The 24,531-nt window shown below is 65.8% G+C and carries 19 protein-coding genes; 17 read left to right on the forward strand and 2 right to left on the reverse strand.

Going from position 1 to position 24,531, the window contains the following annotated elements; all coding sequences use genetic code 11:
- Window positions 1–36: 36 nt before the first annotated feature.
- Window positions 37–1,215, reverse strand: coding sequence for an MFS transporter (locus tag NKJ57_RS17030; RefSeq protein WP_023726345.1), 1,179 nt, complete (start codon window positions 1,213–1,215; stop codon window positions 37–39).
- Window positions 1,216–1,263: 48 nt separating this feature from the next.
- On the opposite strand from NKJ57_RS17030, the gene NKJ57_RS17035 reads away from it, so the two are divergent.
- The 6 genes from NKJ57_RS17035 to NKJ57_RS17060 all read left to right on the forward strand — a co-directional run bounded on the left by NKJ57_RS17035 (window position 1,264) and on the right by NKJ57_RS17060 (window position 9,329).
- Window positions 1,264–1,803, forward strand: a complete 540-nt coding sequence (locus NKJ57_RS17035; protein WP_023687041.1) for an Lrp/AsnC family transcriptional regulator — start codon at window positions 1,264–1,266, stop codon at window positions 1,801–1,803.
- Window positions 1,804–1,901: 98 nt separating this feature from the next.
- Window positions 1,902–3,305, forward strand: a complete 1,404-nt coding sequence (locus tag NKJ57_RS17040) for an SWIM zinc finger family protein (protein WP_352511522.1) — start codon at window positions 1,902–1,904, stop codon at window positions 3,303–3,305.
- Entirely contained in the window at window positions 3,302–4,735 is a 1,434-nt protein-coding gene (locus tag NKJ57_RS17045; RefSeq protein ID WP_352511521.1) for a DUF5691 domain-containing protein, read from the forward strand. Before NKJ57_RS17040 ends, NKJ57_RS17045 begins: the two co-directional genes overlap by 4 nt.
- A 19-nt stretch (window positions 4,736–4,754) precedes the next feature.
- Window positions 4,755–5,834 carry an ATP-binding protein gene (locus NKJ57_RS17050; protein ID WP_023687038.1) on the forward strand — a complete coding sequence of 360 codons (1,080 nt, stop codon included), beginning with the start codon at window positions 4,755–4,757 and terminating at the stop codon, window positions 5,832–5,834.
- Between the two features lie 4 nt (window positions 5,835–5,838).
- Window positions 5,839–8,091 (forward strand): DUF5682 family protein, encoded by a 2,253-nt coding sequence (locus tag NKJ57_RS17055; RefSeq protein WP_023708142.1) that lies wholly within the window; start codon window positions 5,839–5,841, stop codon window positions 8,089–8,091.
- 2 nt (window positions 8,092–8,093) lie between these two features.
- On the forward strand, window positions 8,094–9,329 hold the full coding sequence (locus tag NKJ57_RS17060; protein ID WP_023704819.1) for a VWA domain-containing protein: 1,236 nt from the start codon (window positions 8,094–8,096) through the stop codon (window positions 9,327–9,329).
- Here NKJ57_RS17060 and tssH read toward each other — a convergent pair whose 3' ends face one another.
- Window positions 9,330–12,104 (reverse strand): type VI secretion system ATPase TssH, encoded by a 2,775-nt coding sequence (gene tssH, locus NKJ57_RS17065; protein ID WP_023749738.1) that lies wholly within the window; start codon window positions 12,102–12,104, stop codon window positions 9,330–9,332. It abuts the gene before it with no gap.
- 323 nt (window positions 12,105–12,427) lie between these two features.
- On the opposite strand from tssH, the gene tssA reads away from it, so the two are divergent.
- From tssA to icmH, 11 genes are all read left to right on the forward strand, one after another.
- On the forward strand, window positions 12,428–13,606 hold the full coding sequence (gene tssA, locus NKJ57_RS17070) for a type VI secretion system protein TssA (protein ID WP_023704817.1): 1,179 nt from the start codon (window positions 12,428–12,430) through the stop codon (window positions 13,604–13,606).
- A 6-nt stretch (window positions 13,607–13,612) separates the two neighbouring features.
- Window positions 13,613–14,149, forward strand: coding sequence for a type VI secretion system contractile sheath small subunit (tssB, locus tag NKJ57_RS17075; RefSeq protein ID WP_023673718.1), 537 nt, complete (start codon window positions 13,613–13,615; stop codon window positions 14,147–14,149).
- A gap of 3 nt (window positions 14,150–14,152) precedes the next feature.
- Complete coding sequence (gene tssC / locus NKJ57_RS17080; protein ID WP_023682611.1) at window positions 14,153–15,658, forward strand: type VI secretion system contractile sheath large subunit; 1,506 nt, start codon at window positions 14,153–14,155, stop codon at window positions 15,656–15,658.
- A 51-nt stretch (window positions 15,659–15,709) separates the two neighbouring features.
- A complete protein-coding gene (locus NKJ57_RS17085) occupies window positions 15,710–16,159 on the forward strand; it encodes an Hcp family type VI secretion system effector (protein ID WP_023673716.1) in 450 nt (149 codons plus the stop codon).
- A complete protein-coding gene (gene tssE / locus NKJ57_RS17090; RefSeq protein ID WP_023704816.1) occupies window positions 16,146–16,901 on the forward strand; it encodes a type VI secretion system baseplate subunit TssE in 756 nt (251 codons plus the stop codon). Before NKJ57_RS17085 ends, tssE begins: the two co-directional genes overlap by 14 nt.
- Window positions 16,902–16,904: 3 nt before the next feature.
- On the forward strand, window positions 16,905–18,779 hold the full coding sequence (gene tssF, locus NKJ57_RS17095) for a type VI secretion system baseplate subunit TssF (protein ID WP_352511520.1): 1,875 nt from the start codon (window positions 16,905–16,907) through the stop codon (window positions 18,777–18,779).
- Window positions 18,743–19,786, forward strand: a complete 1,044-nt coding sequence (tssG, locus tag NKJ57_RS17100; protein WP_031194673.1) for a type VI secretion system baseplate subunit TssG — start codon at window positions 18,743–18,745, stop codon at window positions 19,784–19,786. The genes tssF and tssG overlap by 37 nt, the downstream gene beginning before the upstream one ends.
- Complete coding sequence (gene tagH / locus NKJ57_RS17105) at window positions 19,783–21,252, forward strand: type VI secretion system-associated FHA domain protein TagH (RefSeq protein WP_352511519.1); 1,470 nt, start codon at window positions 19,783–19,785, stop codon at window positions 21,250–21,252. Before tssG ends, tagH begins: the two co-directional genes overlap by 4 nt.
- Window positions 21,253–21,255: 3 nt before the next feature.
- Window positions 21,256–21,708, forward strand: a complete 453-nt coding sequence (gene tssJ, locus NKJ57_RS17110; protein WP_352511517.1) for a type VI secretion system lipoprotein TssJ — start codon at window positions 21,256–21,258, stop codon at window positions 21,706–21,708.
- A 158-nt stretch (window positions 21,709–21,866) separates the two neighbouring features.
- On the forward strand, window positions 21,867–23,201 hold the full coding sequence (gene tssK / locus NKJ57_RS17115) for a type VI secretion system baseplate subunit TssK (RefSeq protein ID WP_352511515.1): 1,335 nt from the start codon (window positions 21,867–21,869) through the stop codon (window positions 23,199–23,201).
- Between the two features lie 4 nt (window positions 23,202–23,205).
- Window positions 23,206–24,531 carry a type IVB secretion system protein IcmH/DotU gene (icmH, locus tag NKJ57_RS17120; protein ID WP_023804377.1) on the forward strand — a complete coding sequence of 442 codons (1,326 nt, stop codon included), beginning with the start codon at window positions 23,206–23,208 and terminating at the stop codon, window positions 24,529–24,531.

Here is a 24,531-nt window from a genome sequence, read left to right on the forward strand (position 1 = left end):
CAAGCTCTAGCGAAGGACGGGATGAGGACGCAAGCTTTACGGCTTGATGGGCGGAGGCGACCGCCATGACCCCGCTGCTGCCGCAACCAGCATCAGCACGGCGGCGACGATCGCGCAGATGGCAAAGCCGAACGATGAATAAAGCGGCCCGAAGCTGGTGGTGCCGATGAAGACGGCGAGGTAGGTGACCGAACTGTTCAGGCCCATGATGGTGCCACGGCGCGACGGATCGAGCGCGGTAAGGCGCATCACCAGCACGTTCAGGCCGAAATGATTGGCAAGGCCCCATATGGCGATCATAGCCAGGATCAGCACGAAATTGCTGCTTGCGAGCGCGATGGCGACATAGACGACGGCGACCAGCAGATAGGCGAAGGGCATGACGCGCCGCGCGCCGATGCGGTCGATGACGCCGTCGAGGAAGGCCGCGGCGCCGAAGCCGGCGCCATAGGCGAGCGCGGCCAGCGCATTGGCGCTGACGGGCTCGCCCAGATCCTGGTGCAGATGATCGCCGAGATAGCCGTAGACGCCGTAAAAAGCGGTCATGAAGGCGGTGCAGGCGATGAGCAGCGGCACGATCCCCGGAATGGCCAGCGCAACGAACGGCGACGGTGCCGGGCCGCTCTTCCTGACGTCGCTGAGCGAGGTCATCGACAAGGCAGCAAGCGCAATGGCGGAAAGCACCGCGACGGCGGCGAAGACGGCGCGCCAGTGCACGAGATCGGCAAGCACGGCCGACAGCGACACGCCGGCCACCATGGAGACCGTCCAGCCGGTCAGCACGACGCCGATCGTGCCGCTTTCGCGGCCGGGCGGCGCAATTGCCGCTGCACTGGCATAGATGGCCGGCATGGCGACGCCGGCGGCGATGCCGGCGACGGCCTGGGCCGCGACCAGCATGATCACCGTCGGCGCCAGCGCGCTGGCGAGAAGCCCGACCGCCAGCAACAGCAGAGCGCCCTGCAGCATGCGGCGGGCGCCGACGCCGTCGATATAGCGGGCGAGGAACAAAGCGCTGGCGGAAGTGCCGAGACCGAAGGCAGCCGACGCGGCCATCACCGCCGGCACGCTGGTGCCGAAGGATGCGGCGACTGCCGGAGCAATTGGACCCAGGACCAGCGAGTTCGAGCCGATGACGGCGATGCAGCCGGTCAGGAGGTAGGCCAGCGCCGGGATCGGCTGATGGAGCGTTGCAGCTTGATGCGCGTTCGTCATCGGGTCATAATGGCCGAACTGAATTCCGCGACAACAAGGAATTTCGATATGGACGAAGAAACAGATGGGGTTCTGCAGAACAAGGTAGCTCCCCGCGAGCTCGACGCAATCGACCGAAAAATATTAGGCGTGCTGGTCGAGGATGCGACGATCAGCTACGCCGAACTTGGCGAACGCGTCTGCCTTTCGCCGCCGGCGGCGCATGAGCGGGTCAAGCGCCTGCGGCGCAGCGGCGCCATCCGCGGCACGGCTGTGATCATCGACCCCAAGGCGGTGAAGAAGCCGCTGCTCACCTTCGTGCATATCGATACCAAGGGCTGGGGCAAGACACCGGAGCTGATGGCCGTCTCCCAATATCCTGAGGTCGAGGAAATCCATTCGGTGGCCGGCGACACCTGCATGCTTCTCAAGGTCCGCACCGAGGACACCAGGGCGCTCGAAGGCCTGCTGGCGCGTCTCTACGAAACGCCCGGCGTCACCTCGACGCGAAGCTATGTCGTGCTGTCGACCTATCTCGAGCGCCCGGTGCAGCCCGAGATCACGGCGCAATGGCCGACGCCCCGGCATATGGCCACGCCGTTGTACTGATCTGCGCTATCTTCGTCTTGCCGGGGCCACAACAATCCTTCACAAACGGCACCCTATATTGATGCCAGGCATTGATTTGGGGTGACGAGAGGCGCGGCTTGGAATTCGAACTGAAAACCATCGAGGCGCTGGCCCCCGATCAGGCGTCGCTAAGCGCCGCCTCGAAGCTCACCAAGCGCTCGAACTGGCCGCGGCTGGAGAAGAACGAGCAGCAGGCGCTGATCTGGGGCGAATGCCAGGGCTCGGGATCCAACCCCTATCGCACCGTCGTCGACACCGGCGACCACGGCTACAAATGCACCTGCCCGTCGCGAAAATTTCCCTGCAAGCACACGCTGGCGCTGATGTGGATCGCCGCCACGGCGCCGGCCAGCTTCACATCAGCCGAAACAACGCCGGAATGGGTCAATGACTGGCTTGGCCGGCGCAGGAAGAGTGCGCCCCCGCCGGTCGACGCAAAGTCTGGCAGGGGCGCGTCTGGCAAGAGCATTGGCGAGGCCTCGCACGCAGAGGAAAGCACCGTCGATGACGCCGCCGCGACGGAGCGCCGCGAGACGGCGCAGCGCAAGCGGGCGGAAGATACGCGCACCGCGGTGGCAGGCGCGCTGGACGAACTCGACCAGTGGATTGCCGACCAGCTGCGGCTCGGCCTTTCCGCCTTTGCCGACGCCAGCAGCGAGCGCTGCCGCCGCATTGCGGCGCGGCTTGTCGACATGAAGGCGACGGCGCTTGCCGGACGCATCGACGAAATCCCGGCCCGGCTAATGGCGCTGCGCAGCGAGGAACGGCCGGACGCGGCGATCCGCGAACTCGGCAAGCTGGTGCTGCTGGCCAAAGCCTGGCGCTCGGCGCCCGACGATCCCGAGCTGAAGCGACTGGTGTCGGCGTCCGAAACCCGCGACCAGGTTCTGTCCAGTCCCGACGCGAAGCAGGTCGACAGCCATTGGGAGGTCGTAGGCGAGAAGATCGAGACCCGCCGCGACGGTCTCGTCAGCCATTCGACCTGGCTGCTCGATCTGAAAAGCCCGACGCCGCAGTTTGCGCTGCTGCTCGATTTCTTTCCGGCTTCGGCCGGCCGCCGCTCGGCGGCGTTCACGCCCGGTGACCGGTTCCACGCCCGCCTGGTATTCTACCCGTCGCGCCAGCCACTGCGGGCCTTGGTGGCGGAGCGCAAGGGCGACGTCGTGTCGGGCGCCTGGCCGGATTTCGGCCTCGACGCTGTCAAGGACCCGCTCGCGGCGCATGCGGCGCACCAGGACGCAGCGCCCTGGTCGACCGATAGCCCGCTGATGCTGCCTGCCGGCGCGATCCTGCTCGATGAGCGCGGCACCGCCTGGTGGCAAGCGGCGCACGACCCGCAAGGGATCGCCCTGCCTGTTAGCGGGACCGTCGATCAGACCGTGCTTGGCCTCGACCTCGCGGCCACGGCAGCGCTTTGGAACGGCGCGCGGCTCGATCTGCTGGCCGCGCAAAGCGGCTTCGGGAGGCTCGATCTGTCATGAACGAGCTCGAACTAATCGGCCTGGCGACGATGCGCGACTGCTGGATCACCGGCGGAACCGCGTTCGATCTGGCGCCAACCGCATGGAAGGAGATCGCGGGTGGCGCAAGCCCAGACGAACGGGAGCGACGTCTGCTGGCGATCGCGGCGCAGGCGCTCGATGTCGGCCTGCGGCCGTCGGCGCCGAAGACGCTGAAGCGGCGCCCGCCGCTGCCGAGGCTTGGCCTGCCGCTGCTGCCGGAGCGGTTGCGGCCGCTGTTGCGGGCGGCCCTGAAGAACGCCGCCGATGCGCAGCGCAAGTCGCGTGTCGCGACGCTCGTCGCCAGCCGCGGCTACGTGCTGCATCCGATGGACTGGATGCCGTCGGCATCAGACCAGAACAGCCCTGACATCTATGCGCCGTGGATCGACTGGCAGGCCAGCGTCGAGGGGCTGAAGATTGCCCCGCAGGAGCAGCTGACGGCGCAGAACTGGGATGACTTTTACCCCGCCGCGCGCCGTATCGCGTTGGCCGAGATGCGCCGTCGCGATCCGGCCACGGCCCGCAGCCTGATGGAAGCCAAGGCGACGGGCGAGCCGGCTGAAGTCCGGCTGGCGCTCATCGAACTCATGCATTTCAACCTGACGCCCACGGACGCGCCATTCCTGAAAAGCCTGGCCACCGACCGCTCCGGCAAGGTGCGGGAGCTGGCGGGCCGGCTGCTGGCAAGGCTGGGCGAGCATGGCCGGCCGGGCAACGACGGAGCCGACGGCCCCGTTGCCGAACTCGCCGCCTTCATCACAGAAGGCAAATCCGGCTTCATCCGCCGCCGCACCACATACATGCCGGCAAAACTCAAATCGGCTGCGCAAGAAAGTCGTCGCGTCGACCTGTTCGCAAGCTGTTACCTGGTCGATCTTGCGGCGCATTTCGGCAAAACAGAGTCCGATTTCATCGGGGCATGGCAATTCGGTGCCGATGACAGAGCGGATCTGTCTCTCGTTCGGATGGTCGCCGTGTCCGGCAGCGATGCCACGGTGGCGCTGTTGGCGGATACGCTTGTCGCCGAAGGTGGCAAGTCGGCATTGTTTGTCTTCCACCTCATGTTGCGTTTGGACAGCGGCAGGAAGCGGAACCTGATCAGGCAGATCCTGAAGGACGCTCAAAATCTTGAAGCGCTCAACCTGGTCGAAGGCGCCGAAGCGAGTTGGCTTGAATGGGACGATTTGACAAATGGCAAGGCGCTGTCGGCACTGCGCACCATGGTTGCGGGAAACGACGAGCCCGCGAAGCGAAGCGCGGACCACGCCCTGGAAACGATAGGCTTTCTTGCCACAGCGGAGACCGCTGAACGGTTGATCGGCGACATTGTTGCGGCCGGCATGCTGCCGGCGGCAGCCTCGCTCGCTTTCCTGCGCCTCAACGCGGCAATGACGGGAACCAACACATGACAATCCGGAGAACAGCACCATGAACGCAGCCATCCGCCTCCCTGTCGAGCAGGCCTATGCCGCTGAACTGCAGGCGCTGGCGCGCAATGACGAACGCCAGAAGCCGGCCGGATGGAGCCTGTCGCCGAAGGCCGTGCTGACCTATCTGCTCGGCGGCAAGGCAAGCGACGGCACCGTGATATCGCCGAAATATGTTGGCCGCCGCCGGCTGATGGAAACCGCGGTGGCGACACTCGCTACCGACCGCGCGCTGCTGTTGCTCGGCGTTCCCGGCACCGCCAAGTCCTGGGTGTCGGAACATCTCGCCGCCGCCATCATGGGCAACTCGACGCTAATCGTGCAGTGCACGGCCGGCACCGACGAGAACCAGGTCCGCTACGGCTGGAACTATGCGCAGCTTTTGGCCAAAGGGCCGAGCCAGGAGGCGCTGGTGCCGACGCCGCTCTACCGCGCCATGGAGAGCGGCAAGCTATGCCGCCTGGAAGAGTTGACGCGCATGGGCTCCGATGTACAGGATACGCTGATCACCGTGCTGTCGGAAAAGATGATGCCGATCCCGGAACTCAACACGTCGCTCTATGCCCAGCGCGGCTTCAACATCATCGCCACCGCAAACAACCGCGACAAGGGCGTCAACGAGCTGTCCTCGGCGCTGAAACGCCGCTTCAATGTGGTGGTGCTGCCGCTGCCCGAGGACATGGCGGAAGAGGTGGCGATCGTCTCCAAGCGGGTCGACGAGATGGCCGGCGGGCTCGACCTGCCGGTGCCGAAAAATGTCGGCGAGGAGATCGCTCGCGTGTTGACCATTTTCCGCGAGCTGCGCTCGGGCGCAACCGCCGACGGCAAGGTGACGCTAAAGACGCCTTCGGGTTCGCTCTCGACCGCCGAGGCGATCGCCACCATGGTCGGCGGCCTCAGCCAGGCGGCGTGGTTCGACAGCGGCAAGCTCGGCGCCGAAGGCCTCGCCGCCAGCCTTGTCGGTGCCATCGTCAAGGACCCGGTGCAGGACAAGGTGGTGCTGGAGGAATATCTCGAAACGGTGCTCAAGAAGCGGCCGGACTATGCCGGCTATTACGCGGCGCTGAACGCAGCGATCTGAGGTCATGAGCGACGTCGCCTATTTCGGCATCCGCCATCACGGGCCGGGCTCCGCCGACAGCCTGGTGCAGGCGCTGCGGGACTTGCAGCCGGTCGCGGTGCTGATCGAAGGGCCGAGCGACGCGTCCGCCCTGCTGCCATTGCTGGCGCGCCCGCAGATGCAGCCGCCGGTGGCGCTGCTCTGCTACCCCGAGGACGATCCGGCCGCGACAAGTTTCTGGCCGTTCGCCGAGTTCTCGCCGGAATACCAGGCGGCGGTGTGGGCGGTGGAGAACAAGGCGGCATTGCGGTTCATCGACCTGCCGTCATCGGCACGGTTCGCGGCACCGGCAACCGACGACACCGACAAAACGGCTGACGCCGACAAGCCCGAACCCAAGGACGAAACCGGTGAGGATGGCGAGCCCGCATCGCATCGCGACCCGATCGGCACGCTGGCTGCGGCCGCCGGCTATGAAGATGGCGAAAGCTGGTGGGCCGACATTATCGAGCAGAATCCGCAGCCGGGTCCAATCTTCGCTGCCATCACCGATGCGATGACGACGCTGCGCGACGGCGAAGGTGCGATCGCGCCGTTCGAGGCCAAGCGTGAAGCGCATATGCGATTGGAAATCGCCGCCGCGCGCAAGGAATTCGCCGGACCGATCGCCGTCGTCTGCGGCGCATGGCATGTGCCGGCCCTGCAGGCCGCGCACACGCAGAAGAACGACCAGGCGCTGATCAAGGGAATTGCCCGGCGCAAAAGCATCATGACATGGGCGCCATGGACCGGGCCGCGTCTTGCGCTGGGCTATGGTTATGGCGCTGGCGTCGTCGCGCCCGGCTGGTGCAAACATCTGTGGCTCACACGAGGGCGGCGCGACGCCGCGACGCTGTGGCTGGCGACGATCGCGGCGGTGCTGCGGGCGAAGGGCCATCTGGTGTCGACCGCGTCGCTGATCGAGGCCGAGCGGCTTGCGCGCACACTGGCTGCCATTCGCGAGCGGCCGAAGCCCGGCTTCGAGGAATTGCGCGATGCCGCGATCGCGGCGCTGTTCAACGGCGAAGCGGTGCTGTGGGCGCTGGTCGAGGCCGAGCTGCTTTTGGGCGCGGATGTCGGCGAGATTCCGCCCGACACGCCGCTGGCGCCGCTGATCGAGGACCTGCAGCGCAACCAGAAGGCGGCGCGGCTGAAGCCGGAGGCGCTGGAACGCGAGCTGTCGGTCGATCTGCGCAGCGAAAGCGGACTGTTTCGTTCGACATTGCTGCACCGGCTGAACGTGCTTGGCGTGCAATGGGGCAGGCTGGCCGACGCCGGCCGCAGCCGCGGCACCTTTCGCGAAAAATGGACGCTGGCCTGGGAGCCGGAATATGCCGTGCGCCTGGTCGAGAACCTGATCTACGGCCCGACTATCGAAAAGGCCGCCAATGGCCGCCTGATCCAGATGCTCGGTGCGGCCGCGAGCCTCGACACGCTTGCCGCCCTTGTCCAGAGCGCCATTACCGCGGATCTGTCGGAGGCCGCGAGCGCCGGCCTTGTAGCGTTGGAGGCGCGCGCAGCGCACAGCAGCGAATGCCTGGAGATGCTGGCCTCGGTGCCGCCGCTTGCCGACATCATCCGTTACGGCGAGGCGCGCAAGACCGAAACTAACCGGCTGTCCGGTTTGTTGGAACGGTTGATCGTCGAAGGCGCGATCGCGCTGCCCTATGCGGTGCGCGACCTGGACGAGCAGGCCGCCACCACGCTGGTCGGTGCTGTGCGCAAGGCCGACACGGCGATCCGGCTGGTCGAGCCCGGCGAAGGCGTGCTCGATGCATGGCGCAACGGCCTGACCGGCGTGCTGGAAGGTCCGGGCTCGACGGCGCTGCTCGCCGGCTGCGCCGCGCATCTGCTCTATGAAGCCGGCCAACTGTCGGCAGAGGACGCCGCCGGGCTGCTCGGACGCAGGCTGTCGCCGGGGACGCCGGTCGCCCAGGCAGCGGGGTTCTTCGAAGGTTTCTTCAGCACTGCCGGCCAGCGGCTGATCTACGACGAGGGCCTGCGCGGCGCCGTCGATGGGTGGCTGAAATCGCTCGACGAGGACGCTTTCATCGCGCATCTGCCATTGCTGCGCCGCGTCTTCTCCAATCTGGACTCGATGGAGCGGCGGCGGTTGATCGAGGCCGTGCTCGGCCGCACCGCAAGGTTGCCGGCCGGCCTGACGCCGGCGCCGGATGGCGGCGAGGGCTGGCGCCGTCACCTGGAGCGGCTTGGGCCATTGCTGGCGGGCGGAGTGTGACAATGGATGACGAAGCCGAAGTGCCCGAACCCGGCCCAGCATCCTCCGATAGCGGGCGCGAGCGCCGCTGGCGGCTGGCGATCGGCGCCGATGACGAGGCTTCCTCCGCCCTTTCCAGTGATGACAAAAAACTGTCTTCGGCGCTCGATGCGCTTTACGGCGACGGCGCCAATGCGGATGCCGACCCGCGCAAGCGGCGCGGCGGGCTCGGCCGCTCGGCGCCACGCGTGGCGCAATGGATGGGCGATATCCGCTCCTTCTTTCCCGCCCAAGTGGTCCAGATCGTCCAGAAGGATGCCTTTGAGCGGCTGAACCTGAAGCAGATGCTGATGGAGCCGGAATTCCTCAAGGCGATCGAGGCCGACGTCAACCTCGTCGCCGACCTGATCTCGCTGCGTTCGGTGATGCCGGCCAAGACCAAGGACATCGCCCGCACCATTATCGCCGACATCGTTGCCAAGCTGATGCAGCGGCTGGAGCAGAAGACCGCCGAGGCGATCCGTGGCGCGCTCGACAAGTCGCGACGCACCAACCGGCCGCGCCAACGCGACATCGACTGGCCGCGCACCATCTCGGCCAATCTTCGCCACTACCAGCCTGAGCACAAAACCGTCGTGCCGGAAAAACTGGTCGGCTTCATGCGCAAGCAACGCCGGCTGGTCGATCTCGACGAAGTGGTGCTGTGCGTCGACCAGTCCGGCTCGATGGCGAGCTCGGTGATCTACGCCTCGATTTTCGCCGCGGTGATGGCGTCGCTGCCGGTCGTGCGCACCAAGCTGGTCTGTTTCGACACGGCCATCGTCGACCTGACCGAAGAGCTCAGCGACCCGGTCGAGGTGCTGTTTGGCGTGCAGCTCGGCGGCGGCACCGACATCAACCAGGCGGTCGCCTATTGCGCCGACCGCATCGAGCGGCCGACCAAATCCCACTTCGTGCTGATCACCGACCTCTATGAGGGCGGCAACGGCCAGGACTTGCTGCGGCGGCTTGCGGCGCTGGTCCGGTCCGGCGTCAATGTCATCGTGCTGTTGGCGCTGACCGATCAGGGCCGGCCGGGCTATGATCAGGCGATGTCGGCTTCGGTCGCGGCACTTGGCATACCGGTCTTCGCCTGCACGCCGGACCTGTTTCCCGACATGATGGCGGCGGCGTTGCGGCGCGAGGATATCGGCGCCTGGGCAGCCGGCGCCGACATAAAGCTGATCCGCGCCGAGACGGAGCCGAGCAGTCAGGCCTGACTATTCGAACGAATAGGCAAACCCGTCAGTGGAAGCGCTGACGGTCACCTTGGTCATCTTCTCGCCGTCGAGCGACCGGTTCAGCACGCCGCGGCTGAGTTCCGGCAACAGCGTGTTGGTGAGGATGGCGTCGATCATGCGGCCACCAGACTCGATTTCGGTGCAGCGCGCCTTGACCAGCGCCATGACGCCGTCGCCGATCACCAGTTCGGCGTCGTGGCTGGCGCGCAGCCGCCGCGCGATCTTGCCGAACTGATGGCGGGTGATGGCCTCGATCATCGAATCCGAGAGCGGATAGTAAGGGATGGTCACGACGCGGCCGAGGAAGGCCGCTGGAAACACCTTCAGCAGTGGAGCGCGCAGTGCAGCATCGAGGCCGTCGAGCCCTGCCCTCACCGTGCCGTTGCCGGTCCGCTCCATGATGACTTCGGAGCCGACATTGGACGTCAGCAGGATCAGCGTGTTCTTGAAGTCGATGCGCCTTCCCTCGCTGTCATCCATCATGCCCTTGTCGAAGACCTGGAAAAAGATCTCGTGGACGTCGGGATGGGCCTTCTCGACCTCGTCGAGCAGGATCACCGAATAGGGTTTTCGGCGCACGGCCTCGGTGAGAATGCCACCCTTGCCGTAGCCGACATAGCCGGGCGGTGCGCCCTTGAGCGTCGAGACGGTGTGCGCCTCCTGGAATTCGGACATGTTGATCGAGATCAGGTTCTGCTCGCCGCCATAGAGCGTCTCGGCCAGCGCCAGGGCCGTCTCGGTCTTGCCGACACCTGAGGGGCCGCAGAGCAGGAACACGCCGACCGGCTTTTCCGGCGCTCCGAGCCCGGCGCGGCTGGTCTGCACGCGCTTGGCAATCATCTCCATGGCGTGATCCTGGCCGACGACACGTTCGGACAGCGTGGTGGCCAGCTTGAGCGCCTTTTCGGTCTGGCTGGACAGCATCCGTCCCGTCGGGATGCCGGTCCAGTCCTGGACCACGGCAGCGACCGCATTGCGGTCGACCGACGGCAGGATCAGCGGCGTCTCGCCTTGCGCGGTGGCAAGCTCGGCCATGAGTTCACGCAGCCGCGCCAGATCGGCGACAGGATCTGACGGCGCAGCTTCGGCCGCCGGCGCTTCGGTCTCGGACGTTTCGGCCTTGGGCGTCTCGGCCTTGGGCACCTTGGTCTTTTCTTCGTCCGGCGCTGCCGGTTCGGCATCGGCCTCAGCTGTCGCCACCGCATCGAGCGGGACGCCGTCGCCGCGCAGCCGCGCGCGCAGTTCGAGGATCTCGGCAACCAGCGCCTTTTCGCGCTCCCAGCGCTCCTCGGCGGCGGCGAGCATGGTCCCCGTCTCAGTGAGCCCGGCCTCGACCCGCGCCTGCCGGTCAGTTACTTCGATGCCGATCGCTGCCTCGCGGCCGATGATGCCGCTTTCGACTTCCAGCGCCTGGCGGCGCCGCAAAATGTCCTCTACTTCGGCCGGCGTCGCATGCTGCGAGATCGCGACCCTGGCGCAAGCGGTGTCGAGCAGGCTGACCGCCTTGTCGGGCAATTGCCGCGCCGGGATGTAGCGATGCGACAGGCCGACCGCCGCCTCGATCGCCTCGTCCAGGATCTGCACTTCGTGATGCTGTTCGAGCACGCCGGCTACACCGCGCAGCATGAGCACGGCGACCGCTTCCGACGGCTCGTCGATCTTGACCACCTGGAAACGGCGGGTCAGCGCCGGGTCCTTTTCGATGTGCTGCTTGTACTCGGCCCAGGTCGTTGCCGCGATGGTGCGCAGTTCGCCGCGCGCCAGCGCCGGCTTCAAGAGATTGGCGGCATCGCCGGTTCCCGCCGCACCGCCGGCGCCGATCAGCGTGTGCGCCTCGTCGATGAATAGGATGACCGGCGTTTCGGAGGATTGCACCTCGTCGATCACCGCCTTCAGGCGCTTCTCGAACTCGCCCTTGACGCTGGCGCCGGCCTGCATCAGGCCGACGTCGAGCATGCGCACGCTGATGCCTTGCAGCGGCGGCGGCACGTCGCCCTGGGCGATGCGCAGGGCAAAGCCCTCGACCACCGCGGTCTTGCCGACACCGGCCTCGCCGGTCAGGATCGGGTTGTTCTGCCGGCGGCGCATCAGGATATCGATGATCTGCCGGATCTCCGGGTCGCGGCCGACGACCGGGTCGATCTTGCCGTCATGGGCGCGCTGGGTGAGGTCGGTGGCGTATTTGGCCAGCGCCGAATCCCCGCCCGGAGCGCGCCGCGGCGCCTCCGCGGTGGGAGCCACTGCTGCCATGGCGCCGGCTTCGAGCGAGCCCTCCACCACCTCGGCAAAGCGGGCGATGACCCCGTCGGCGTCGATCTTGTCGAATTCGCCGCTGATCTTCGCCACCAGGCCTTCCAGCACCGGCGTCTTCAGGCAGGCGAGCACGATATGGGCGCTGCGGACCTCCTCCATGCCGAATTCCAGCGTCGCCAGATTCCAGGCTTCCTGGATGGCGTGGAAAATGTGGTCGGAAAATTCCTCGATCGAGGTGGCGCCGTAGGGCAGCTTGTCGACGGCGCGGGTCATTTCGCTGGTAAGCCGGCTGGCATCGACGCCGGCATCGGCAATGATCATCTGCACATCCGAACGCTCGGACAGCACCAGTTGTTCTATGAAATGGACGAGTTCGACGTAAGGATTGCCGCGCAGCTTTGCGCTGTCGGCGGCGGCCTTGAAGGCGCGCAGGCAGACCGGATTGAGCTTGCCAACCAGTTCCTTGCGTTTGAACCCCTGCGACGACCGGCGCTGTTCCATCGAACGTGCTCCTGCAATCTGCCCGTCGACAGCCTGCCACATAAGCAGCCGCTTGACAAAGCGCTTGATGCAGCCGGCCTTTCTCTTTGTGGAGAGTCCCGCGCCGCCAAATGCAGACAACCACGATTTTTTCTAATCCTATGCGATGCGCTTCACATACGAGGTTGGCCAGGCACGCCATGAATTGCGCCATCCGAGACGCAGTTGCACCGACATTCATTAGCGCTCGTTAACTTTTGAGCGGATGGCGAATTGTGGGAATATGCAACCGTGTGCTAACGTTGGGTCACGTACGGTTTTAGAGCCGGTCGCCGGGGGTATCTGTGGTCGATCTCGCACTCTGGCTTGCTCCGCTGGACGGTGAAAATCCGTCAGGCGAAGACTTGCGCAACGATCCGGCTTTTCATGAGCTGGAGCGGCTCACGGAGCCGCAAGTCAAGGTCGTCCATGACGGGCGCAACAAGCCAGCCGCGCAATCGACCATTCCGGTCGACTGGCCTGCCGTGCTCGGCAAGGCCGAGGAGTTGCGTTCGCATGGCCGCGACCTGCGCCTGCTTGTCATTGTCGCCCGGGCGCTCGCCAATGAAGAGGGATTGGCCGGACTGGCACAGGGCCTGACCCTGATTGCAAAGACATTCGAGACGCATTGGGAGACGATGCACCCGGCGCTGCGGGCCAGCCCCCAACCACGCGAGGCCGCCCTGCGCCGCCTCAACGCGCTGGCCGACCTGCAGAACGGCCAGGAAGGCCTAATGGCGAACCTCAGGCAGATGGTCTTCTTCGCGCCGCGTCCCATCGGGCCGATCAGCGGACGCGATCTCGAACAGGGTGCGCTCGATGATCGCGTCATGCTTCAGGAAGCGGCGTCGGGATTGAATGCCACGGAGAAGGCAGCGCTGGTCAGCGCGCACGGACAGCTCCTGAACCGGGTGGGCAGCGGTTGTGCCGCCCATCAGGACCAGGCCGGTGAACAGATGACAGCGCTCATCGCCGGGGCGCACGCAGCGATCGAGGCGCTCGACGCAGTCGATACGGCCCTGAATGCCCGTCTTGACAGCAACGGGGCTGCCGTCCCGGACCTGAAACGATTTTTGCAGCGCGTGCTGACGACGCTGGAACGCAATACGGCGGTCGAGACCACGGAAGAGGCAGCGACGAAGGGAGCCGCCAGCCCGGCTGCTGCCGCGGCAAGCCCGGCCGCGCCGGTCAGAAACGGTCATGGAGCCGAGACGATGGCAAGCTACGCTGAGACCGGTGCGGGACTCCCGGACAGGATTTCCTCGCGCGACGATGTGGTGAAGTGCCTAGACCTTGTGGTCGCGTTCTACGACCGCACCGAGCCGTCGAGCCCGATCCCGCATCTCGCCCGCCGGGTGCGCAGGATGGTGCACATGGATTTCGTTGAACTGATGGAAGACCTCGCCCCGTCGGGGCTCAAGGAATTCCGGCTGCTCGCCGGCGTTCCCGACGCCAAGAAGACTGCCCAGAAGGATGAAAGGTAGCAACACATGCCAGCCGAAAGCAAAGCGAAGGTCATCGAGCGAAATCGCGCCCCGCGCGTGCAGATCGCCTACGATGTCGAAACCTACGGCAGCCCGACGACGATCGAACTGCCGTTCGTCATGGGCGTGATGGCCGACCTGTCGGGCGCATCGCAGACCAGGGAAGCGTCCAAGACGGTGCTCGACCGTTCCTTTGTCGAGACCGATGCCAACCGCTTCCCCAAATTCATGGAAGCGCTGGGGCCCAGGGTCAAGGCGCGGGTGAAGAACACGCTGCCGCAGGCCGAGGGACAGGAGCGCGACGAAGAACTGGCGCTCGACCTGACCTTCACCAAGATGGGCGATTTCGCCCCCGACAAGATCGCCGAACAGGTCCCGCAACTGGCCGAAATCCTCAAGATGCGGCGCCAGCTCGAGGAGCTGCTCGGCTTCATGGACGGCCGCGTCGATGCCGAAAAGCGCATCGCCCAATTGCTGAACAACCAGCCGCTGCTTGGCCAGATCGCCGCCCAGGCGCTGTCCGACGACAAGGGTGAGGAATAGATCATGGCCGAACAGCAAAAGACCGCAGCATCCGTCGCCGAGGCCGAGGCCGTCGATCTCGGTGAATTCAGCCAGCTCTTGGAGAAGGACTTCAAGGTCAAGAAGGACGACAGCGAGAAGCTGCAGCAGCTGGTGCGCAACCTGGCGCTGGCGGCGCAGTCGCGCTCCGAGACGACGACGATCTCGTCCAACTCGATCAAGTCGATCAAGTCGTTGATCGCCGGCATCGACAAGATGCTGACGACCCAGGTCAACGAAATCCTGCACGCGCCGGAAGTGCGGCAGATGGAAGGCACCTGGCGCGGCCTCTGGTACCTCATCAACAACACCGAGACGGATCAGAAGCTGAAGATCCGGGTGATGAACATTTCCAAGGAGCAGCTGGCCGATACGCTCGAAGACTATGAAGGCCAGATGTGGGACCAGAGCCCGATCTTCAAGAAAGTCTACACCGACGAGTATTCGATGCTCGGCGGCGAACCGATCGGCTGCGTGATCGGCGCCTACGAGTTCTCCAACCACCCGCGCGACGTCGGCCTGTTGCGCAACATCTCCGGCATCTGCGCCTCGGCGCACACGCCGTTCATCGCCGCCGCCTCGCCACGGCTGTTCCGCATGGACAGCTGGCAGGAACTGCCCAACCCGCAGGACCTGCAGCAGATCGTCTCCAACCCGGCCTACGCCTCGTGGCAATCGCTGCGCGAGAGCGAGGATGCGCGCTATATCGGGCTGACCATGCCGCGCGTGCTGGCGCGGCTGCCCTACGGCTCGGAGACAGTCCCGGTCAAGGGCTTCTCCTTCGAGGAGGAAGTGCAGGGCGATCACAACAAATATGTCTGGATGAACGCTGCCTTCCCGATGGGCGTCAACATCAACCGCAGCCACAAGCTCTATGGCTGGGGCACCCAGATCCGCGGCGTCGAAAATGGCGGCACTGTGCTTAACCTGCCGGTGCACTCCTTCCCGACCGATGACGGCTCGATCGCGATGAAATGCCCGACGGAAGTCGCCATCGACGACCGGCGCGAGGCGGAACTGGCCAAGCTCGGGCTGATGCCGATCCTGCACCGCAAGAACACCGATCTCGCGGCCTTTATCGGCGCCCATTCGCTGCAGGATGACGAGACGCGGGCCGGCCGCCTGGTCGACCCCGACGCCCAGTCCAACGAGCGGCTCTCCGCCAACCTGCCCTATCTGTTCCCGGTCTCGCGCTTCGCCCACTACCTCAAGGCGATTGCGCGCGACAAGGTCGGCTCGTTCAAGGAACGCACCGACATGCAGATCTGGTTGACCGAATGGATCAACCGGTACGTGCTGGCCAACCCGGCCTTCGCCGACGACAAGGCGCGCGCCAAGCGTCCGCTTGCCGCCGCCGAGGTGCAGGTCGACAGCGTGGAGGGCCGGCCGGGCTACTACAACGCCCGCTTCTATCTGCGCCCGCACTACCAGCTGGAGGGCATCAATGCCTCGCTCAGGCTGGTGTCGGAATTGCCGTCCGTGAAGACCTGATTGCAGCAACCAAACCTTTGTTTGAAAGCGTGGAGAACGAAAATGCCCACAATGAAGATCGACGGTTTTCTGAAAGTTCCGGATATCAAGGGGCCCAGCACGCGCGACGGCCATGACGACGAGATCGAAATCCATGGCGTCGATTACAAGATGGTCGCGCCCTACGACCCCAATTCCCTCTCGCGCCGAGGCCGCGTGTCGATGGGCATGATCAAGTTCACCAAGCACTACGACAAGGCCTCACCCTATCTGGCCAAGGCCCTGTTCGAAAACAAGGCGCTGGACGAGGTCAAATTCTCCGCTCGGCGGACCATCGACGGCGAGAGCAAGGACTATCTGGTCGTTACCCTGACCGACGCCTCGATCATGGAATACGACATGTCGCAGGCCGATGATGAAGCCGACCTGATCCAGGAGGAAGTCTCCTTCGCCTACAAGAAGATCAAGTTCGTCTATGACGACAATGACGAAGCCGAAATGGATGTCTATGTCGGCAAGTGAGGGGCGAGCAAAGCGCCCTGCCGCCGACAAGGTACAGGCGGGCGGTTCACGGGCCAAGCGCGAGGCGGTACAGCCTTCGCTGTGGGACCGCCTCGTCAACGATCTGCCGGGCGTGAGCTCGGAGATAGACGGGCTCAGGCAGGCTCTGCAGGAGGAGCTTGGCGCAGAGCGCCTGGACGAGCTGCTGGCAGACGGACCGAGGCGCATCGACGCCGATGACGCATTGAACCCCGATCAGAAGCGCCGGCTGCACCGGCTGGCGTTTCAGAACCGGCACCGTGGCGAGCTTGAAAGCCGAGGCATCGTGGTGTCGCCCGATGTGCTGCGCGAGGCCGTGCGGCGCGACATCGAGGCGCTGTTCAACACCGAGCGTTTCGAATCCGCGCCGCTGCTATCCGATCTCGAGGCCGAGCAGATGACCGACAGTCCGACATCGCTGGCCGACTTTCCGGAGGTGCGCCGCAGCGTTGTCAATTATGGCGTGCCGTCCTTCTCCGGCCGGTCGTCGCGCGACTTCGATCGCGATGTTCTGGCTCGCGAGATCCGCGCCGTGCTCGCCGCATTCGAGCCGCGGCTGAAGGAGAGCGCGACGAAAGTCACGGTCAACCTCGGCGACAAGACCGGCCTGAAGATCGAGATCGACGCCGTGCTGATCATGACGCCGACGCCCGAGCGCATGCGCCTGCGCACGACGATCAATCTCGACAACGGACTGGCGCGCACCGAGTTCAGGGAAGCCTGAGAGATGGACCGGGTCTTCGTAGAATATTACGAGGAGGAACTGTCCCACATACGCGGGCTGGCGGCGGAGTTCGCCGACATGCATCCGGCGGTTGCCCGCAATTTGTCGCTGGATACGGTGCCGTGTCCCGACCCCTATGTCGAGCGGCTGCTCGACGGCGTCGCCTTCCTCGCCGCGCGCACGCGCCTGAAGGTGGATGCCGAGCGCTCGCGGTTTTCGCGCAGCATCCTCGACGTGCTTTATCCCGATCTCGTCACGCCGGCGCCGGCAACCGCCATGGTGGTGCTGAAGCCCGGCCAGCAGGTGCAGACAATGCTTGCCGGCCATGTCGTCAAGCGCGGCACGCGGCTGGTCTCCAGCTTGCAGGCCGGCCTGTCGACGCGCTGCACCTTCACCACCGCGCAGGACATGACGCTGTTTCCGATCGCGATCAGTTCGGTCGGCTATTTCCAGGACCGCAGCGCGCTTGCCGCCGCCGGTATTGGCCCGATCAGCGGCAAGGGTGGCGAAGCGGCACTTCGCATCACGCTGGCGCGGACCGGCAAAGGCAAGCTCGACGAAATGGCGCTCGACCGGCTCGACTTCTATTTCGCCAACCGCACCAAGGCGCCGCTGATCTTCGACGCCATCTTCGGAGTCTGCTCCGGTGTCGGCGCTCGACCGGAAGGCAAGACCAATCCATTGTCGCCGCTACCGCCGCCGGAGATGGTCGGCATTGCCGATGCCGAGGCGCTGATGCCGCGCACGCGGCCGACCTTCGAAGGCTACCGCCTGCTGCGCGAATATTTCATGATGCCCGAGCGCTTCCATTATGGGCGCGTCACCGGCTTGCTGCCGGTCGTGCGCAAATGCCAGGCCGGGCTCGAAATCATCTTCCTGTTCCGGCGTCCGGTGCCCGAACTCGCCGATCTGACGCCGGCGGATTTCGATCTCTTCGCCACCCCGATCATCAATCTCTTCGAGCGCGAGTGCAACATCGTCGAGCTCGACCAGCGCAAGACGCGCCAGGTGCTGCATGCCGACCGCACGCGGGCGCGCGACTTTGAAATCTACCGCGTCATCCGCGTCGAAGACGCCGATGCCGAGGGACCCGACGCGGAGATACCGGAACTCTTCAGCCTTGGGCAAAATCGCGGCAGCGGCTGGGTCTATTCGACGGAGCGGCGGCCGCGCCGGCCGACCGAGGACGAGCGGCGCCAGGGCGTGACGCGGACCTCCTATGCCGGGGACGACGTCTTCCTGGCGGTTTCGCGCCCAGTCAACAGTCAGGCCAACCGGCCGCTCAAGCGCGTCGACGTCGTGGCACTGTGCACAAACCGCGATCTTGCCATCCTCGACGACACGCCAACGCTGACGCTGGAAGCGGGCGACCCGGTGGAATCGGTCAGGCTGCTCGGCGCGCTGCGTTCGCCGCAGCCGGCCATCCCGGCAGCGCTGCCGACCGGCGCCGACAGCGAGTCGCGCGCCGACGACCTGGCCTGGCGGCTGGTCTCGCAGCTGGCGCTGAACTTCCTCAGCCTGGCCAAGGAAGGCCGCGGCGTCGATCCGCTGCATGCGCTGCTCGATCTCTATGCCGAACGCGGCGATCCCGGGCTCGCCCGCAATGTGCGCTCGATCGTGCGCATCGATTCGCGCGCGGTGATCGAAAGGCTGGCGATCGAAGGACCAATGTGTTTTGGGCGCGGCACGGAGGTGACGCTGCATGTCGACCAGTCGGTGCTGGCGGGACAGAGCACTCTGCTGCTGTCGGGCCTGCTGTCGCGGCTGTTTGCCCGCCATGCCGGCATTAACGGGTTCGTGCGCACGCGCACGCGGTTGCTCCAGAAACAGGAGGATGTGCCATGGCCGATGACGCCCGGCAATCGCTACCTGATCTAGAGCGAGCCGCAACCCTGTCCGAGAGTTTCGACTTTTTCGAACTGCTGCGCCGGCTGGAGCGGCAAGGCGGCCTGTTCGGCCATTCCGGCCGGCCGGACCGCGAGCCGGCAAGGCTCGGCCAGAATGTGCGGCTGTCCTTCGCAGTGCAGGACGTGGTGGATTTCCACGAACCGACGGACAAGTCGCCGGCGCGGGTGACGGTCAACAATCTCGGCCTGCTCGGGCCTGAAGGGCCGATGCCGCTGCATCTGACGCGCTGGGTGCTCGATCGGCTTTCGCAGCGCTGGTATGCAGGCGCCGAGGCGCGGCAAACGAGCGACACGACCTTCGTCGATTTCGTCAACATCCTGCAGCACCGGATGATCGCGCTTTATTATCGCGCCTGGGCGGATGCGCATCCGGCCGTGCAGGTCGAACGCGGTGTCGGCGGCCGCGTCCGTTCGATGCTGGAAGCGATGGCCGGCATCGGGCTGCCGGGCACCCAGGACGCCGAACTCGATGCGGTAAAGCTTCGCCAGGCCGCCTCGCTCGCCAGCCAGGTCGAGGGTCCCGAACGGCTGACGCTGTTCATTGCCGAAGCCTTCAAGGTTCCGGTGGTGCTGAAGGAATTCGTCGGCGCCTGGATGACCATTCCCAAGGCGCTGCAGAGCCGGCTGGCCGGCAGCTATGCCACACTCGGCCGCAGCGCCACCATCGGCCCGCGCAGCTTCAGCCGGCAAAGCCGAATCGAACTGCGCATCGGTGCGCTCAGCTATATCGACTACAAGGCGTTCCTGCCCGGCGGCGAGCGGCTGAAGTTGTTGAAGCAGGCGGTGCGCGACCTGATCGGCGAGACCATCGATGTCGATCTCAGGATCGTGCTTGCGGCAAAGGCAGTGCCGCCGGCAAAGCTCGGCACCGTCCAGCTTGCCCGCACCACCTGGCTGGCGCGCAACCCTGCGCGAGGCGATGCCGAAGACATGCGGCTGCGCACCATCGTCGGCTGGCGCGAAGAGGTGGCGGCATGAGCCTGCTGCTGACGCTCGAACAGGGACCCCGCGCGCAAGTCACGCGGCAGGCGCGGCTGGACGAGGGTGAGCTGGTGATCGGCCGCAGCGCCGACGCCGACTGGCAGATCAACGATCCCGACATGTTCGTCTCGCGCGCCCACTGCAAGATCACCAGCAAGCAGGGCGGCTATTTCGTCACCGATACTTCCAGCAGCGGGCTGTTCATCGACGATGCCAGCAGCCCACTCGGCGCGGGAAATACCGAGCGCCTGCAAAGCGGCATGCGGCTGCGGTTGGGCGACTATGTGGTGTGCGTCGATTTGCAGACGGCGAAGACCGAGGCGCCGGCCTTGAGGCCTTCGATGCCCGCCAGCAAGCCGGTGGCGTCGCGGGCGCCGGTCAGTCTCGGCGGCGACGATTTCTTTTCGTCCACGACCCAAGAAGAGCCGGGACGGCCACGCCCTGCCAACCTGCCCGATCCGTTCGAAAAGCCGGTGCCCGGCGCGTTCGCGCGTGCGGATGAACGCAGCTCGCAGGCGTTCGACGATCCATTCAGCCTCGACCCGGTGGCGACGCCGGCGCCAGAGGCCGTCACCGACAAAAGCGGCGGCAAGCCGCTGTTCGACGACCCCTTCGGCCTCGACTCCGCGCCGCTGTCGAGAGAGCCTAGCAGATCCAATTCCGAGCAGCCGCCGGCCTACGATGACGGGTTTGGTTTTGGCCCGGCCGAGTCCACCAGCCTCGACGCCGGCGTGACGGATGGCGGCGCAATCGATGCGGCCTCGCCTGCTCCCTCCGCGGCGCCGTGGGAGCTGCCGGCTCGCGCGGCCGAGCCATCGCCAAAGCCAACCCCGCAACCACCGCCCCGCCCTCCTGTCCGGCAAGCTGCAGCACGGCCATCGACCGGACAGCCGGACGCGGACTTTCGCGCCGCTTTCCTGCGCGGCATGGGCATGGACGAGGCCGATTTTCCCGGCGGCGATCCGGTGGCCGACATGGAAAAATTCGGCCGCGAGTACCGGCTGATGATGGAAGGGCTGATGCAGCTTTTGCGCAAGCGCGCCGAAGAGAAGGGCAACGCTCGCGTCGCTCAAACGGTGGTTGGCGCATCCGAAGTCAACCCGCTCAAATTCCTGCCCTCGGTCGACGATGCGCTGGTAACCATCCTGGCCGAGCGCAGCCCCGGTTTCCTCGGCGCCGAGGCGGCGATCAAGGACGCGGTGCGCGATCTGGCGCAGCATCACGTTCGCGCCTGGCGCGGCGTGCAAGGCGCGCTCAAGCGCATGATCGACCGCTTCGATCCGGCGGCGATCGAGCAGGAACTGAAGTCGAGTTCGGCGATCGGCAATCTGCTGACCGGCGGGCGCGGAGCCAAGCTCTGGGAGTTGTACCAGAAACGCCACCGTGAAATCGCTCGCAGCGCCGAGACGCGTTTTCTGGGCGAGATCGGCGCTGATTTTCGTGATGCATATGAGGAGGACTGAGACATGATCGACAGACGCGAATTTATCCTTGCCATCGGGGCGACGGGACTGCTGACGGCTTGCCAGAGCGGCCCGCCGAAACCATCCGTCATCACAGTGAATCTTGCCGGCGGCGCCGGCATGAACCCGGGACCGGGCGGCGGCGACAGGCCGGTGACGGTGATGATCTTGCGCCTGAAGAGCACCGGCGCCTTCAACTCGGCCGACTATTTCGCCCTGCAGGGCGGTGCCGGCGCGGCACTTGGCGGCGATCTCATCGGCTCCGACACGGTTTCCGTCGGACCCGGCAAGACCGCATCGAAGACCATCACGGTCGAGCCGGAAGTGGCAGCACTCGGCTTCGTCGCGCTGATCAGGGAACCCGGCGGACGCAACTGGCGCACGACCAAATCGGTTTCGCCGGGATCGAAGTTCACGGTCAAAGTGAAGCTCGGCAGCGGCGGGATTTCCGCCTAAAGCGCGTCGCGTTTGAACGGATTCAGGCGACGCGCTTTAGGTCTTTGTTTTTATGCATGTCGTTCTCTCAAAACCGTGACCACTTTTGAGCGACATGCATTGGGCGGCGAATCCGCAAAGCCGCGCGAGGCGATGAGCAGGAAGCAGAGAGTGCCGGCATGAACGATGCAAACAGGGTGCTGTGGTCGGAGGGACTGTTCCTCCGCACCCAGCATTTCCAGCAACAGGACCGCTTCTTCGAAGCGACGGTGCGCGGCGCCTTGCAGGCCGGGCATCTGCATACGTTCGGCTTTCGAACGCTGATGCTCGATCAGGCACAGCTCGATGCCGGCCAGATTTCGGTGCTCTCGGCACGCGGCATCTTTCCAGACGGGACGCCGTTCGCGATCCCCGAGACGATGGATGCGCCGCGGCCGCTGGCGGTGACGCCGGAGATGGGCGCTGGACCGGTGCTGATAGCGCTGCCGCTCGAGCCGCCAGGCGGCGTCGGCTTCGACCCCGCTCACGCCGAGCCGTCCGGCGCGCGCTATCGCGGCCGGATCGTGTCGGTGCGCGACGCCGTGCATGGCGGCTCCGATCCCGAGGAAATCGAGATCGCACGGCCGCAGGCGCTGTTGCTGGCGCCGGGCACGGCCGTCGGCGGCTACACCGCGCTGCCGGTGGCCGAACTCAAGGGCGTGCGCGCCGATGGCGGCGTGGCCTTGGACGACACCTTCCTGCCGCCGACCTTGGTCATCGGCGCGGCGTCCTGGTACAGCCGGCTGCTGCAGGAAGTGGTCACCGGCCTCGACCAGATCGCCGAGGCGCATGGCAAGATGGTGCTGGGCGGCCCCGGGCGCAGCGTCGAGGATCTTCTGATCCTCAATTTGGTCAACGCCGCGCGGCCGCGGCTGGCGCACATGCTTGTGCAGGATGTCTTCCATCCAGCCGAGGTCTATATGGAGCTGGCTGGCTTAGCCGGCTCGATGGCGACCTATGGCTCGAGCGCAAGGCGGCTCGGCGAACTGCCTGTCTACGACCACATGGCGCCCGGACCCGCCTATTCGGCGCTGGCCGATGCGCTGCGTTCGCTGATCCTCAGCCTGCGCTACATCGAGCCGAAATCGCGCGCCCTGCCGGTCATGCGCCATGCCACCAATGTGTGGAAGATCCGCATCGACAACCCGAAACTTCTGGTGGCGAGCCGCATCGTGGTGCGGATCGGCTCCGAACTCTCGGAGGATGCCTTGCGCAAGATTTTCGTCAACCAGGCGACCGTCGGCTCGGCCAGCGAATTCGAAGGGCTGTGGAAATCACGCCTGCCCGGCATTCCGCTGAAGCCCCTGCATTCGCAGCCGCGCGAAATTCCCTATGACGGCGACCGGCTGTGCCTCGAACTGGACCAGAAAAGCGAGCACTGGGCCTCGCTGCTCGAAGCGCCCGGGTTTGTGATCGGCGTTTCGGGCGTGCTGCCCAGCGAACCGCAGGTCGACTGCTACTCGGTCAACAGGTGAGATGATGAGCAGGGACGATCCATTCGGACTGTCCGAGGATCGGGAGCGGACGCGCATTCGGCTGAGCGGAGCGCCAACGCCGCGCGCCATGCCGCTGCCGGCGTCAGGGGTGACCGCGAAACGCTCCGCGCGCGCGCATCCGAACGTGCTCGTCAACGCGTTCTCGCCGCTGCTGGAATTTGCACCCGAACTCGAAAACGCGCAGCCGCCTGAGAACCCGGAAGCCCTGCGCACCAGGCTGCTCGACGAACTCGTGCGCTGCCGCGACGCCACCATGGCACAGGGATCGTCACTTGAGCGCGCCGACCAGGCCGCGTGGCTGGTGGCCGCGTTGCTCGATGATCTGGCGCTGAACACGCCGTGGGGCGGCGCCAGCGCATGGCCACGCCAGCCGCTGGTGGTGATGCTGCGCGGCGACGTCGATGCCGGCGCGCAGTTCTTCGCCCGTCTTGAAGAGCTGGAGCGCCATCCCAATCGCGACCGCGAAATGCTGGAGTTGCAATATCATTGCATGGCGCTCGGCTTCCGCGGCAAATATCGCGTGCCGGGCCGCTCCGGCGACCGTTCGCTCAATGCCGTGCGTGTGGCCGCGGCGCGCTTCCTGCGCGACAGCGACGCCGAAGGCGCACAGCTTTCGCCCAACTGGAAGGGCGTGATCGCCTCCGACGAGCCGCAGCGCTTCATCGTGCCGATCTGGGTGATGGTTGCGGCAGCGGCGGTGATCGCCACCGCCATTCATATCGGGCTGTCGATGAGCCTGAGCAGCCAGGCGGTCGAGCTTTCGGCGCTGGTTCGCGCCTTGCCGCCGCCGACGCGTACGGATGTCACCCGCGCTTCGCCGAAGGTCGACGCGCCGCCGCCGGTGGCGGTGGATTTCGCGCTGCTGCCGGAATTCCAGGCGGCAGCACCCGACGAGCTCAAGAGAGCGCTGAGCGGCACGGAGAGCGTGTCGCTGGCGCGGCTGGTCATCCAGGCCTCCAATCCCGAACTCTTCCAGTCGTCGCGCGCGCAGCTGACAGACGGCTTCGATCCGCTCATCGCCTCGGTCGCCAAGGTGATCCTCGAGAACCAGGAGCTGATCGGCGATATCACCGTGGTCGGCCACACCGACGGCGTTCCGTTGCAGAAGACCAACCCACTGTCCACCAACCAGCGGCTGTCGGAAGCCCGCGCCGCGGAAATTGCCGATATCCTGATTCAGAACGGCGTGCCGAAGGAGCGCGTGCGCTCCGAAGGCCGGGCCGCCACCGATCCGGTGGCCGACGACGGCACACGCGAAGGCCGGGCCTTGAACCGCCGCGTCGAAGTGCTGGTCGAAAAGAGGCTGTGA

Source organism: Mesorhizobium sp. M0077 (assembly GCF_040322955.1).
Taxonomy (GTDB): Bacteria; Pseudomonadota; Alphaproteobacteria; order Rhizobiales; family Rhizobiaceae; genus Mesorhizobium.

What these genes read in the sequence shown, in the direction of transcription:
- NKJ57_RS17030 (WP_023726345.1), bottom strand. Translation starts at nt 1,215, where the DNA reads ATGACGAACGCGCATCAAGCTGCAACGCTCCATCAGCCGATCCCGGCG.
- NKJ57_RS17035 (WP_023687041.1), top strand. Translation starts at nt 1,264, where the DNA reads ATGGACGAAGAAACAGATGGGGTTCTGCAGAACAAGGTAGCTCCCCGC.
- NKJ57_RS17045 (WP_352511521.1), top strand. Translation starts at nt 3,302, where the DNA reads ATGAACGAGCTCGAACTAATCGGCCTGGCGACGATGCGCGACTGCTGG.
- NKJ57_RS17050 (WP_023687038.1), top strand. Translation starts at nt 4,755, where the DNA reads ATGAACGCAGCCATCCGCCTCCCTGTCGAGCAGGCCTATGCCGCTGAA.
- NKJ57_RS17055 (WP_023708142.1), top strand. Translation starts at nt 5,839, where the DNA reads ATGAGCGACGTCGCCTATTTCGGCATCCGCCATCACGGGCCGGGCTCC.
- NKJ57_RS17060 (WP_023704819.1), top strand. Translation starts at nt 8,094, where the DNA reads ATGGATGACGAAGCCGAAGTGCCCGAACCCGGCCCAGCATCCTCCGAT.
- tssH (WP_023749738.1), bottom strand. Translation starts at nt 12,104, where the DNA reads ATGGAACAGCGCCGGTCGTCGCAGGGGTTCAAACGCAAGGAACTGGTT.
- tssB (WP_023673718.1), top strand. Translation starts at nt 13,613, where the DNA reads ATGCCAGCCGAAAGCAAAGCGAAGGTCATCGAGCGAAATCGCGCCCCG.
- tssC (WP_023682611.1), top strand. Translation starts at nt 14,153, where the DNA reads ATGGCCGAACAGCAAAAGACCGCAGCATCCGTCGCCGAGGCCGAGGCC.
- NKJ57_RS17085 (WP_023673716.1), top strand. Translation starts at nt 15,710, where the DNA reads ATGAAGATCGACGGTTTTCTGAAAGTTCCGGATATCAAGGGGCCCAGC.
- tssE (WP_023704816.1), top strand. Translation starts at nt 16,146, where the DNA reads ATGTCGGCAAGTGAGGGGCGAGCAAAGCGCCCTGCCGCCGACAAGGTA.
- tssF (WP_352511520.1), top strand. Translation starts at nt 16,905, where the DNA reads ATGGACCGGGTCTTCGTAGAATATTACGAGGAGGAACTGTCCCACATA.
- tssG (WP_031194673.1), top strand. Translation starts at nt 18,743, where the DNA reads ATGGCCGATGACGCCCGGCAATCGCTACCTGATCTAGAGCGAGCCGCA.
- tagH (WP_352511519.1), top strand. Translation starts at nt 19,783, where the DNA reads ATGAGCCTGCTGCTGACGCTCGAACAGGGACCCCGCGCGCAAGTCACG.
- tssJ (WP_352511517.1), top strand. Translation starts at nt 21,256, where the DNA reads ATGATCGACAGACGCGAATTTATCCTTGCCATCGGGGCGACGGGACTG.
- tssK (WP_352511515.1), top strand. Translation starts at nt 21,867, where the DNA reads ATGAACGATGCAAACAGGGTGCTGTGGTCGGAGGGACTGTTCCTCCGC.
- icmH (WP_023804377.1), top strand. Translation starts at nt 23,206, where the DNA reads ATGAGCAGGGACGATCCATTCGGACTGTCCGAGGATCGGGAGCGGACG.